Genomic DNA, 12,637 nt, shown 5'->3' with positions numbered 1-12,637 from the left:
TGATATGGATTTATTCCTAGTTTTGAATTGGAAAATATCCAAGTTATGAGTTTATTAAATACTTACGGTAATACAGTAGAAAAGAACGAACGCCCGAAAATATTAAACCCTTTGCACGGTGTGGAAGTGGATTATTATTTTACTGCAAGTCTATTTGCAGATAGTAAGACTGAAGTTAGTATGATTGTTTGGACTGTAGTAGTTGACTATGAAGGTTTTGTTTACGGTCTTAGAACGAGGCATATTGGAAACTATAAACCCTGGAAAGAATTACTATTATCTAGAATTGAAAGCCATTTGAACAAGTTAAATATTGACAGCCTGCAAGTTAGAAGAATGGTAAGAGATATTGAGATAAAAAAAGAAGGTCATATTATCGCAATAGATACCAGAAGATTAGGTAATAATATCGGGATCGATGGATCTACAGATTTATATATCAGAAAAGACAAATTCAGTTTTCTAAAATGATTCGAAACATAGTTTTACTTTCACTATCAATGCTTTTTACCGGCATAGCATTTTCTCAAGTAAAATATGAATCTAAACTAACAGAATACAATTTAGAGACTGGAAGTAATTCCAAATTTGAATGGATAGATCGAACTATCTATTTAAGTGATGATGAGGTTATAGTTAAGACGTTTGGTAAACAGGCAACAGATATACAAGCCTGGACTGTTTCTAAAATTGACTCTAGTAGAACTAAAGACTTTAATTTAAAATTGTATTACACTTACGCAAAGAACTCAGAACTAGAATTTGAGAATCCTTCAGTATTTGTTTTTTATAGGAATACTGAGGATAAGGTTGAAATAATTGAATGGCAAACACCTATCTTTTTAGATGATACTCAAACACTACAAACCCACCGATTACATATCAATTAACCCTATCCTACTCTATTGATATTCCAACACTAAAAAGAGTTATTTCCAGAAGTAGAGTATATTTTTTAACCTGTATGTAAAGAACCTAAGAGAACCTGAACTTAGTAAAACTTAGTATTTGAATAATCAAACTTTTTCAAAAGGTCGAGTATTATCGAGTATTTCCTTACAATTCACAACAACACTTTCCGACCATTACGTGCGCGAAGGCAGTAAGTACCTATTAATACTGCAAAGGTTTTCCCGAAGTCATTACGCGTACGCGAAACAAACCAAGTTTTTTACAGTCTATACGCGCAGGTAAAGAAAACGGTTGCATTTAAAAAAAAGAATTAAATTGAATGCCTAACCAACTAAAATCAAAGTTATGAACCGTATTCTTTTATTTATTCTACTAATTCCATCTTACCTAATTGCTCAAGACTGTAAGTATGAAACAAACGAAAAAGATCCTTACACGAAAAAGGCTGTAAAAATTACTAAAAAGCAAAATTTAAAAAGTGGTCTTAGTTCTGCAATATTAGTTCAAGGTATTACAGATGGTAATCATATCGCATTTAACTTTCACATAATGAATTCTGGAATCTTCAGTTATTCCAAAGGTGATAATATTATGTTTTTGGATGAAAAAGAGAATGTCTATACTTTCGAAATACAGTCAGAAGGAATTGCTGACGGTTCAAATACATCAATGGGGACTTATTGGACGGCTAATATTCTTACTCGATATATTGGTGAATTTTCAGATTTGCAAAATCTAGTTGTAAAACATGCAAGGATTGAAACTAGAGACTCATTCATAGAATTCGATATAAAGAAAAAACGCGGAGATGCAATCCAAAATGTACTGAACTGTATAAAACCCTGAGAATCTAGATAAGCAATATTTTTATTTAGAATCGATATAAATAAGCCTTAAATCGGGAAAAGTTTGGAAGATGTTTGGAAAAAGACATAAAAAAAACCTGCAACGCCTTGATAACAAGACAAATACAGGTTTTTTCAGTACTCGGGACGGGACTTGAACCCGTACGACCTAATGGTCATTGGATTTTAAGTCCAACGTGTCTACCAATTCCACCACCCGAGCTTAAAATTATAATTGAGCGAAAAACGGGATTCGAACCCGCGACCTCCACCTTGGCAAGGTGGCGCTCTACCAACTGAGCTATTTTCGCGATTTTAAAGAACAAAACGCCACTTTTCTTAGCGTTTATTGCGGAGGCAAATTTAATACAAATCTTATAACAGCAAAGAATTATTTAAGAAAAAAGACAATGTGAATTCAATATTTATCAGCCCTAAAGCTTATTACTTCATTGTCAGTATTTAGGAATTAATCAACCACTTATAATCGCTTGATCCACTAAAAGCAATCTCAACCTATATTTACCTTAAATGAACAATACTATTGTTTACTGAGCATTCTCTTGATCTCATTCAACTTCATTAGCGCTTCCACCGGAGTTAGGGTATCAATATCGATTCCCAGTAGTTCCTGCTTTAAATCTTCCAGTAATGGATCATCCAAATTGAAAAAACTAAGTTGCATTTCCTCTTCCGCAGAACTTTTCATTAAAGCTCCAGAGTCTTCCATCGAGTGAGAAGCTTCCAGTTTCGCAAGAATTTTGTTTGCTCGATGTAACATCATTTGCGGCATTCCTGCCATCTTTGCGACATGTATCCCGAAACTATGTTCACTACCTCCTGGCACCAGCTTCCGTAGAAACAATACGTTGTCTTTGAGTTCCTTGACCGAAACATTAAAATTCTTAATCCTGCTAAATGTTTCACACATCTCATTCAACTCATGGTAATGTGTAGCGAATAGTGTTTTTGGTCGCGCCGGATGTTCGTGCAAATATTCACTGATCGCCCAGGCAATACTTATCCCGTCATAAGTACTGGTTCCTCGACCAATTTCATCAAGCAGCACCAAACTTCTTTCAGAAATATTATTCAGAATACTCGCCGTTTCGTTCATTTCTACCATAAAAGTAGATTCGCCCATAGAAATATTGTCACTAGCTCCTACTCTGGTAAAAATTTTGTCCACCATCCCTATTTCCGCAGCTTTGGCCGGCACAAAACTTCCCATTTGGGCCATAAGAACGATCAATGCAGTTTGTCGCAATATGGCCGACTTACCACTCATATTTGGTCCCGTAATCATTATGATTTGCTGTTCCTCCCGATCCAGTTGAACATTATTGGTTACGTAGACTTCCCCTGTAGGTAATTGTTTTTCGATCACCGGGTGCCTACCTTCTTCGATCGCCAAAGCATGGCTATCGGTAATAGATGGCCGCGAGTAATTTTCCAGTTTCGCCAGCTGTGCAAAAGACGCCAGACAATCCAATCTTGCGATCAACTTTGCATTTCGCTGTACAGGATCAATATATTCAGCCATCCAGGAAATCAATTTTCCGAATAATTCCTGTTCAAGTTGCAGGATCTTCTCCTCTGCTCCCAGAATTTTGGACTCGTATTCCTTGAGTTCTTCAGTAATGTAACGTTCAGCATTCACCAGTGTTTGCTTCCTATTCCAGCTTTCCGGCACCTTATCCTTATGCGTATTCCGAACTTCGATATAGTAACCGTATACGTTATTTTTACCGATCTTTAAAGATGTAATTCCCGTTTCCTGGGTCTCTCGTTTGATCATATTATCGAGATAATCTTTGCCGGAAAAAGCGATATCTCGCAGATTATCTAATTCTGAAGAGAAACCTTTCGCGATCACATTTCCTTTCTGAACATTCACCGGTGCCTCCTCGGTAATACTTTCAGAAATTTTGCTACGTAACAGGTCGCAGCTATTCAACGTATCTCCAATAACCCTGATCGCCTCGTTATCACATTGCAGGGCAAGTTCTTTAATTGGGATAATAGCATTCAGCGAATGCTTTAATTGATTGACTTCACGCGGACTAATCTTCTGAGTGGCGACCTTGGAAATTAGACGTTCCAGATCGCTCATTTCTCTTAATTGCTCCTGAATCCTTTCTAACCTGTCCGGATTCTTCAGCAGAAAATCCACTACTTCCAGTCTCTGTTCAATAAGGTTCGCATCTTTAAGCGGTAAAGCCAGCCAACGTTTTAAAAGTCGGCCACCCATGGGTGAGATCGTTTTGTCGATCACATCCAGCAGCATCACTGCATTGGCGGCATTGGATTGATACAATTCCAGGTTCCTGATCGTAAACCTGTCCATCCAAACATACTGTTCTTCCGCAATTCGGTTTAAAGAAACAATATGTTGAAGCCTGTGATGCCTGGTTTCCCCCAGATAATACAGTACCGCGCCAGAAGCCACAATACCCTCCTCCAGATGATCCACGCCAAATCCCTTCAAAGATTTTGTTCCGAAGTGCGTGTTAAGCGTTTCATGAGCATAATCGCTTTTAAAGATCCAGTCGTCCAGGAAAAAACAGTGGTGCTCCTTTCCGAACGCTGAAGTAAATTCCTTCTTGTATTTTTTCTGAACCAGGATTTCACTGGGAGAAAAATTCTGTAGTAGTTTGTCTATATATTCCTGATTTCCCTCTGCGCACAAAAATTCGCCGGTAGAAATATCCAGAAAGGAAATTCCAAGGCTTTTCTTTCCGAAGTGAACTGCACAAAGAAAATTATTTGATTTACTGCTTAAAATATCGTCATTAAAGGCAACCCCTGGAGTAACCAGCTCGGTCACGCCTCTTTTCACGATCGTCTTCGTCATTTTAGGATCTTCCAGTTGATCGCAAATGGCAACACGCTGTCCCGCCTTTACTAATTTTGGAAGGTACGTATTGAGGGAATGGTGTGGAAAACCTGCCAGCTCGGTGCGCTCACCACCATTATTACGATTAGTTAGGACGATATTTAAAATTCTAGCAGCTTTAACCGCGTCCTCCCCGAAAGTTTCATAAAAATCTCCAACCCTAAAAAGCAGCATTGCATCAGGATACTTCAGCTTGATGCTGTTATACTGTTTCATTAAAGGGGTGACCTTCTGAGGTTTTTTTGCTGCCAATGTTTCGGGATTTTATGGAATGCTAATGTAAAGATTCAGGACTTTGCCCGAAAATTTAATCTAAAATTTCCACAAGAAGTGTCATGATGAACAGTACCGACCATAAGATCGTTCTAGACCAGTTTTTAAGGACAAGGCTCTTGGTGATATGCTCGCAACTTTCAAAAGGTTTGATCGAATTGTGTAAAGGCACAAAAATAAAAAAGGTAAGCAGCCATAAAACTAATATAAAAAGCAGGCTTATAATCTCGTAAATACCCTGATACATGAATACCTGCCAAATCGCCGCGATCAATTGCAGGATCATTAGTGGTCCCACCACCGTGCCTATTCTGCCAGTATATTTTTGATGCCAGTCTGCAAGTTCATTCTGCCCGTAATGGCAAAGCCCGGGATAGATCACCAGTTGCACGATCCAGATAAGGACCATAAGTCCGAAATCCAGTAAAAGTCTGATCGTAATTAAATCCATTCAGCCTCTAGTTTTAGATTATTGATAACCCGCAGCCTGTAAATTGAACAACTCGGCATATAATTTATCATTCATCATCAATTCCTGGTGAGTTCCAATTTCTTCTACCTGTCCGTCTTTTAACACCATAATTCTGTCTGCAATACGCACCGTACTAAACCTATGCGAAATGATCACCGCAGTTTTACCCTGAGTTAATTGAATAAAGCGCTGAAAAGCTTCGGTTTCTGCACGGGCATCAAGAGCCGAGGTTGGTTCATCAAGAATCAGCACCTCTGCATCTTTCATATAAGCTCGTGCGATCGCGATCTTTTGCCACTGGCCGCCAGAAAGATCCTTCCCGTTTTTAAATCTTTTCCCAAGCTGCTGTGCGTATCCCAGTGGTAATTCTGAAACTACTTCCTGGGCCAGACTTTTCTGGGCAGCGCTGTCTATTCGGGATTGATTACCTATTTCTTCAATTTCACCCATGGCGATATTTTCCCGCAGCGTCAATTCAAATTTCACAAAATCCTGAAAGATCACGCCAAAATATTGTTGATATGCTGCCTGGTTATAGCGCTGGATGGGAATATGATCTAGCAAGATCTCCCCTTCCGTAGGTTCGTAAAATTGTAAAAGCAATTTGATCAAGGTTGTTTTTCCCGCCCCGTTTTCTCCTACAAAGGCCAGCTTTTCTCCGGCTCTTAAGTGAAAATTGATATTTCTAACCACCCATTTATCAGACTTCGGATATTTAAAACCAACATTTTTAAACTCGAAACCATACTGGATCTCTTTTGGTAACTCAAGCTTTTCTTCTGAATTTTCACTTTCACTGCTGAAGGACATATCCAGAAATTCAAAATAATCCTGAAGATAGAGCGCACTCTCCGTGATTTGCGTAAAACGTGTGAAAAAGCCCTGCAATTTTGATCGCAGCCTGTTGAAGGATCCAGATAAGAATGTCAGGTCTCCAATGCTGAAGATCCCGGCAACAGTTCTAAAAATGATAAAAACATAAGCGCCATAATAGGCTCCTGTTCCCACCATATTGAAAACTGAACCCCAACCAGCTCGCTGCTTCGCCAGGCTCTTACTTTGTTTGTAATATTTAGCCGATAAATTCTGAAATCTTCCCGCAAGATAATTTGAGAGTCCGAACAACTTTACCTCTTTCGCGGTCACATCACTGGCGCCGGCATAGCGTAAATAATCAAGTTCCCGTCTTTCCTGGGTCCAGCTTCTGGCCAGAGAATAGCTTGTACCACTAAATTTGATCTCATTGATGATGGTTGGGATGATCGAAACAATCAAGAGAATAATGAGCCATGGCTCAAAAGCAACGACCCCGGCAAGTAAGGAGATGATTACGATGACATCCTCTCCCTGCGTTAAAATATTGGACATTAATCCTACTCTACCCGTAGTTTGCTGTCGTGCTCTTTCAAGTTTGTCATAAAACTCAGAGTCTTCAAGCTGGTCAAGATTAAGTTCTGAAGTTTTTTTTATAATTCTCACAGAGGTATCGATGGAATATTGATCGCCCAGCAATGCGTCTGTCAAACTAATTCCTCGACTCAAAAGATCAGAAAGTATAGCGAGGCCAAATTCAGCCGCCACCAGCAACCATAATCTGTCCAGGTCCTTAATTTCACTCCCTATTTGCAGGATCACTTCATCTATGATGAGTTTCCCTAGTAACAGCATGATAACCGGCAAAACGGCGTTAAGAATACGACCAATGATATTGGCATAGAAAAGCATAGGGTTTACCTTCCTGATTTCCTTGAAAAATCTGGGAACGAATTTCAGCGAAGCAAAACTCTCTCTGAAATTGATCTTGTTGGCTTCTAAGGTCTTTTTTCTTCTTGGCAAATTTGAATTTTTGGATACATCGCAATTTAAGCGAAAGCGCTAAAAATTGAGACACTTCGGTCGTAATTACAACTTAATCCTAACATTTGTACAAGCTGCGAAAATTAGCTCTCCCTTTTTGCTTCCGAAGTTTTGTTATTTTTGCCGGCATGGCGAACAGGAAACTTAAAAATGCAGAACTGGACCGCAAAACGGTTTCAGAATTTAAAGAGGCAACCAAGACTCCAATTATCATCATTCTGGACAATATTAGAAGTCTCAACAATATTGGATCGGTGTTCAGGACTGCCGATGCGTTTTTGATCGAAAAGATCTATTTGTGTGGCATCACTGCCAGACCGCCGCATAAGGATATTCAAAAAACCGCTTTGGGTGCCACAGAAACCGTCGCCTGGGAACATGTCGAAGATACTCTTGAGCTGGTCACAAAACTTCAGCAGGAAGGAATTAAAGTGTACGCCATCGAGCAGGCAGAAAATGCTGTAATGCTTGATCAATTTGAACCTTCAAATGACCACACTTCCGCAGTAATATTCGGGAATGAAGTGAAAGGGGTACAACAGGACGTGGTATCTGCAAGTGATGCCGTGATCGAAATACCTCAGCTGGGCAGCAAACACTCTCTCAATGTATCAGTAAGTACCGGGGTTGTAGTTTGGGATCTTTTCTCAAAACTACAGCGATAAACTAGTTTACAGCTGTATCGATTTCGGCCAGAAGTTTTAAGTAATCCTGCCGGTTCGCCACAAAATCCAGGTCTGAAATATCGATGATCTGCACCTTCATATTGCTTTGAGATTTAATAAAATTGAGGTAACTCCTGTTGATCTCGATCAAATATTCTGGCTGAATGTTCTGCTCATAATCTCTGCCTCGTTTTTTGATATTCTGAAGCAGCCTGTCGGTATTTTGATACAAATAGATATAAAGTTCTGGCTTTACCAGCTCTTTATACATTAGATGAAATAGCTTGTGATACAGCGAATATTCATCTTCATGAAGCGTGATCCTGGCAAATATTAATGACTTGAACACATCATAATCTGAAATGATAAAATCCTTGAATAGATCGTACTGCGCAAGATCATCTGAAAGTTGCTGATACCTGTCGGCCAGAAAAGACATTTCTAATGAAAATGCATACCTATCCTTATCCTCGTAGAATTTAGGTAGAAATGGATTATCCTTAAAACGTTCGAGGATTAGTTTAGCATTAAAATCTTCAGAAACCATCGTTGAAAAACTGGTTTTCCCGGCGCCAATATTGCCTTCCACAGCGATATAATTGCAGGAAGGAAAGGTGTAATGATTACCTGGAACCTTTAATTCTTCTGAAATCCTGCTAATTTCTGAATTGTCACTGGTAGCAGTCAAAAGATCCCTGTACGTTTTTTTAAGTACGGGATGCAGTTCCTTTGCTGAAATATCCTGAAGCGGTAGTAAAACAAATTTTCTATCTGGTATTCCGGGATGCGGGATCTGTAAGTTCTCGACCTCAATGATCTCTGTTTCAAAAACCAGCAAATCCAAATCGATCACACGGTTTTGATAAGCTCCAGTATGATTGGTTTCTCTTCCCAGCGCCTTTTCGATTGCCTGCAAAGCTTTCAAGGTTTGCTGAGCATCGAGTCTTGTTTCGATCCTGGCACAGGCATTCAGAAATGAATTTCCGTCAAATCCCCAGGCAGGCGTTTCATAAATACTGGAAACTTCCCGAACCCAACCTATCTCTCTATGAATCTGTTCAAGTGCAAATTGCAGATAACCTCGCCGGTCGCCAAGGTTACTACCTAAGGCTAATAGTACTGTTTTAGGGGAATTCAAAACGGATTAAGAAAATTTTAATAGGTAGCTTCAAATAATTTCACAGCAAATTAAGCAAAACAAATGCACATACTCTTAATTTTGCGACAAGACTTAATAAAAAAATTTGAGTATACTTTCCCGGAAAAAGAAGCACAGGGCTTTACAAATTTATATGATCCTGAGTGCGTTGTTCATTGCCTCTCTGGTAGTCTCTAACCTGATCTTTCAAAAGTTTTTTTACTGGGATTTCTTCGGAATGTACACTTTTGAGATTTCCGTAGGAATTTTGCCTTACCCAGTCACTTTTTTGATCACAGATATCATCAGCGAGATTTATGGAAAAAGAAAAGCTAATCAGGTCGTTACCACCGGGATCTTTGCTTCGTTCTTTTCTTTTTTGATCATTTACGTCGCAGATGCGGTACCTGCTACCAGCTGGTCTCCCATTAACAACGAAATTTTTGGAAGGGTATTTGGTGCTACTGCCATTGCGGTCTTTGCCAGTATGGTAGCTTATTTGCTCGCTCAGTATGTAGACATTCAGCTATTTCATTTCTGGAAGAAACTTACACGAGGGAAACATCTCTGGCTAAGAAATAATTGCTCCACTTTTCTTTCCCAGTTCGTAGATACATTCTCGGTCCTGTTCTTGCTATGTACTTTCAATAAAATTTCCTGGGAACTTTTTGCCGGATTATTATTCAGCGGATTTCTTTTTAAAGTGATAATAGCTGCGGTAGATACGCCGTTTTTGTATGCTGCGGTCTATGGCTTCAGAAAGTATTTTAAACTGAAACCTGCGGAAGAATTACAATTTAATTAATCTACTCTGAAATTTCCTGTTTATTCTAAACTATAGAATTATGAAAAAAGCATTTAAAATCATTGGTTTTACGCTACTTACGATTATCATCTTGTTGGTGATCGCGCCATTTGTATTTGAATCTCAGCTGAAGGATCTCGTGAGAAAAACACTCAATGAGAACCTGAATGCTCAGGTAGATTTTGAGGATATCAACCTTAGCATGTTTAGAAATTTCCCCGATGCCACACTGGTGATCGAGGACCTTAGCATCATTAACAATGAACCTTTTAAGGGTGATACGCTGGTTTTGAGTGAAGAGATCATCCTGGAAATGTCTGTAAAAGAACTTTTTAAAAGCAGCTCTGAGCCCAAAAGAGTCGATCAGGTAAAGATCAATAATGCCTATCTCAACATCAAAGTGGATTCACTGGGACAGGCCAATTATGATATTGCTATTGAAGATACCACGTCAACTGCAGGAGACTCCACCGCTACCGGTTTTAGCCTGGACCTGAAGCACTATGAGATCAATAATACCAGAATCAAATACGTGGATGAGTCGGCGAAAATCGCATTGGATGTGGAAAATCTGAATCATGAAGGAAACGGAGATTTCTCTCTTGCTACATCTGAACTGGAGACCTACTCAGAAGCACTGGTAAGTCTGGATTATGATGGTGTGAATTATCTAAATAAAAATTCGGTTAGCCTGGACGCTGTTCTTGAAATGGATCTGGAGAACATGCGCTACACTTTCATGGAAAACGAAGCTATGGTGAATCAACTTCCATTAACTTTCGACGGTTATGTGCAGGTAAATGAAAATGATACAGAGATGGATCTGAGTTTTAAAACTCCATCTTCAGATTTCAAGAATTTCCTGGGCGTGATTCCACAAACCTATGCGCAGAACATCGAAAATGTAGAGACCAACGGGGATTTTATCGTTGATGGTAGAATCTTCGGAAAAGCAGACGATACCTATATCCCGAAGATGAACGTAAAAATATCTTCCAGCAACGCATCCTTCAAATACCCTGAGCTTCCCAAAAGCGTTCAGGATATTAACCTGGACATGGTGATCTTAAATGATACAGGCATCGCTGAAGATACTTATATCGATATTAATACAGCTACTTTCAGAATAGATGAAGATCAATTTTCTGCTAATGGGAAAGTGAGTAATCTCACAGAAAATATGTTGGTAAGTCTAGCCTTAAAGGGAAGCATCAATCTGGCCAATCTCAACAAAGCTTACCCGCTGGAGCTTGAACAGGATCTCAATGGAAGGCTAACCGCAGATGTGCAGACCAGTTTCGATATGAATTCTATTGAAAAAGAACAGTATCAAAATGTGCAAAGCAAAGGAACGGCATCCATATCTAACTTTAGTTATGCTTCTCCCGAAATCCCTAATAAGATCAATATCTCCAATGCAAACATGAGTTTTAACCAGGGAAATGTAAGTGTTCCTGAATTGAAGCTTACTACTGGAAAGACAGATCTAACCGCGAATGGAACCATCCAGAATTTGATTGGTTTCCTGTTTACAGATCAACAGCTAAAGGGAAACTTCAAAGCCAGATCGAATGTGTTTTCTGTAAATGATTTTATGGTAGCTGAAGTCGAAGAGGTTACCACAACTACTGAAGATGGAGAGCAAAAAAAAGAAAGTAAATCCACCGGCAAGGAAGCCGTAAAAATTCCTTCTTTTCTGGACATTCAGTTACAATTTGATGCGAATACAGTTTTTTACGATAATCTAGAATTAAAGAATGTAACGGGTTTATTGATCATTAAAGATGAAGCTGCCCGTTTACAGAATGTTTCTACCAATATTTTTAACGGGAGTATAGGTGCTAATGGTTTTGTTTCTACAAAAAATACCACACCAACTTTCGAGATGAACCTGGATCTTAATTCTCTGGATATCGCCTCTTCATTTAATGATCTTGAGTTGATGCAGAATCTTGCTCCACTGGCAAAAGCCATGAAAGGAAAAGTACAGTCCAAGGTAAACCTCAAAGGTAATTTGAACGAAGATCTTACCCCGCAGCTTAACAGCCTGGTAGGTGATGCACTGGCGCAGTTGTTAACTGCAGAACTGGATCCACAAAAAGCTGCCTTGCTATCCAAACTTGATAGTCAGCTTGGCTTTATCAATTTCGATAAGATCGATCTCTACAACCTTAAAACCAAACTCTCGTTTAATGATGGCCAGGTAGCGATTGCTCCATTCGATTTTGATATTAAAGGTGTAAAATTTCAGGTTAGCGGTACTCATGGATTCGATATGAATATGAATTATGATCTCAAACTGGACATTCCCGCAAAATATCTTGGGAATGAGGTAGGCGGGACACTTGGGAAACTTAGCGGTGAAGACTTTTCTAATATGATGGTAGCACTACCTGTTGGAATCACAGGAAATTTCCAGAATCCAAAGATCAATTTAAATATGCAGCAGGCAGTGAACAGTCTTACCCAGAAGGTGGTTGAAAAGCAAAAAGGCAAACTGGAAGACAAGGCTGTAGACGCTATTAACGATATCCTTCAGGGGAAACGTGATCCCAAAAAGCCGTTCAGTAAAAACGATACGACAGCTGTAAAACAGGACAGCACTGCTCAAGGCAAAACGACTAAATCTGATAGTATTCAGAAATCACAGAAAGAGCAGGTTCAGAATGCCGCGAAGAATATACTGGGTGGTATTCTAAAGAACAATAAGAAAAAAACTGATACCACTACCAGTAACAATTAGAAACACAAAAGCAGAACTGAAAGTTCTGCTT

General features: G+C 39.2%; 10 protein-coding genes and 2 tRNA genes. 6 read left to right on the top strand and 6 right to left on the bottom strand.

All coding sequences use genetic code 11. The features are described 5' to 3' along the window. The first annotated feature begins 45 nt into the window (after nucleotides 1-45). The 3 genes from G529_RS0103445 (at nucleotide 46) to G529_RS0103435 (ending at nucleotide 1,758) form a co-directional block, all read left to right on the top strand. Nucleotides 46-471 (top strand): hypothetical protein, encoded by a 426-nt coding sequence (locus G529_RS0103445; protein ID WP_026914213.1) that lies wholly within the window; start codon nucleotides 46-48, stop codon nucleotides 469-471. Beyond that, nucleotides 468-890, top strand: a complete 423-nt coding sequence (locus G529_RS0103440; RefSeq protein ID WP_026914212.1) for a hypothetical protein — start codon at nucleotides 468-470, stop codon at nucleotides 888-890. The genes G529_RS0103445 and G529_RS0103440 overlap by 4 nt, the downstream gene beginning before the upstream one ends. 367 nt (nucleotides 891-1,257) lie before the next feature. Next, the gene (locus G529_RS0103435; protein ID WP_026914211.1) at nucleotides 1,258-1,758 is read left to right on the top strand and encodes a hypothetical protein; all 501 of its coding nucleotides are present in this window, start codon (nucleotides 1,258-1,260) and stop codon (nucleotides 1,756-1,758) included. Between the two features lie 138 nt (nucleotides 1,759-1,896). On the opposite strand, the gene G529_RS0103430 is transcribed toward G529_RS0103435, so the two are convergent. The 5 genes from G529_RS0103430 to G529_RS0103410 form a co-directional block, all read right to left on the bottom strand. Next, a tRNA-Leu gene (locus G529_RS0103430) sits at nucleotides 1,897-1,980 on the bottom strand. A 15-nt stretch (nucleotides 1,981-1,995) separates the two neighbouring features. Continuing rightward, nucleotides 1,996-2,068 (bottom strand) — tRNA-Gly (locus G529_RS0103425). 230 nt (nucleotides 2,069-2,298) lie between these two features. Further along, a complete protein-coding gene (gene mutS, locus G529_RS0103420; RefSeq protein ID WP_084509744.1) occupies nucleotides 2,299-4,869 on the bottom strand; it encodes a DNA mismatch repair protein MutS in 2,571 nt (856 codons plus the stop codon). Nucleotides 4,870-4,960: 91 nt separating this feature from the next. Next, entirely contained in the window at nucleotides 4,961-5,377 is a 417-nt protein-coding gene (locus G529_RS0103415) for a hypothetical protein (protein ID WP_026914209.1), read from the bottom strand. Between the two features lie 18 nt (nucleotides 5,378-5,395). After that, nucleotides 5,396-7,234 (bottom strand): ABC transporter ATP-binding protein, encoded by a 1,839-nt coding sequence (locus G529_RS0103410; protein ID WP_026914208.1) that lies wholly within the window; start codon nucleotides 7,232-7,234, stop codon nucleotides 5,396-5,398. A 149-nt stretch (nucleotides 7,235-7,383) separates the two neighbouring features. On the opposite strand from G529_RS0103410, the gene G529_RS0103405 reads away from it, so the two are divergent. Continuing rightward, complete coding sequence (locus G529_RS0103405) at nucleotides 7,384-7,920, top strand: RNA methyltransferase (RefSeq protein WP_026914207.1); 537 nt, start codon at nucleotides 7,384-7,386, stop codon at nucleotides 7,918-7,920. Nucleotide 7,921: 1 nt separating this feature from the next. Here the strand turns inward: G529_RS0103405 and folK are convergent, their stop codons facing one another. Continuing rightward, nucleotides 7,922-9,058 carry a 2-amino-4-hydroxy-6-hydroxymethyldihydropteridine diphosphokinase gene (gene folK / locus G529_RS0103400; RefSeq protein ID WP_026914206.1) on the bottom strand — a complete coding sequence of 379 codons (1,137 nt, stop codon included), beginning with the start codon at nucleotides 9,056-9,058 and terminating at the stop codon, nucleotides 7,922-7,924. Nucleotides 9,059-9,212: 154 nt separating this feature from the next. On the opposite strand from folK, the gene G529_RS0103395 reads away from it, so the two are divergent. Continuing rightward, the gene (locus tag G529_RS0103395; RefSeq protein WP_051201351.1) at nucleotides 9,213-9,863 is read left to right on the top strand and encodes a queuosine precursor transporter; all 651 of its coding nucleotides are present in this window, start codon (nucleotides 9,213-9,215) and stop codon (nucleotides 9,861-9,863) included. Between the two features lie 40 nt (nucleotides 9,864-9,903). After that, nucleotides 9,904-12,606 carry an AsmA-like C-terminal region-containing protein gene (locus tag G529_RS0103390; protein ID WP_026914204.1) on the top strand — a complete coding sequence of 901 codons (2,703 nt, stop codon included), beginning with the start codon at nucleotides 9,904-9,906 and terminating at the stop codon, nucleotides 12,604-12,606. The last annotated feature ends 31 nt before the right edge of the window (nucleotides 12,607-12,637 follow it).

Source organism: Christiangramia portivictoriae DSM 23547 (assembly GCF_000423045.1).
Taxonomy (GTDB): domain Bacteria; phylum Bacteroidota; class Bacteroidia; order Flavobacteriales; family Flavobacteriaceae; genus Christiangramia; species Christiangramia portivictoriae.
This window is presented reverse-complemented; position numbering and strand designations above follow the sequence as displayed.

Coding starts and splice junctions, on each gene's coding strand:
- G529_RS0103415 (WP_026914209.1), bottom strand. CDS start 5,377: ATGGATTTAATTACGATCAGACTTTTACTGGATTTCGGACTTATGGTC.
- G529_RS0103445 (WP_026914213.1), top strand. CDS start 46: ATGAGTTTATTAAATACTTACGGTAATACAGTAGAAAAGAACGAACGC.
- G529_RS0103390 (WP_026914204.1), top strand. CDS start 9,904: ATGAAAAAAGCATTTAAAATCATTGGTTTTACGCTACTTACGATTATC.
- G529_RS0103395 (WP_051201351.1), top strand. CDS start 9,213: ATGATCCTGAGTGCGTTGTTCATTGCCTCTCTGGTAGTCTCTAACCTG.
- G529_RS0103405 (WP_026914207.1), top strand. CDS start 7,384: ATGGCGAACAGGAAACTTAAAAATGCAGAACTGGACCGCAAAACGGTT.
- mutS (WP_084509744.1), bottom strand. CDS start 4,869: ATGAAACAGTATAACAGCATCAAGCTGAAGTATCCTGATGCAATGCTG.
- G529_RS0103440 (WP_026914212.1), top strand. CDS start 468: ATGATTCGAAACATAGTTTTACTTTCACTATCAATGCTTTTTACCGGC.
- G529_RS0103435 (WP_026914211.1), top strand. CDS start 1,258: ATGAACCGTATTCTTTTATTTATTCTACTAATTCCATCTTACCTAATT.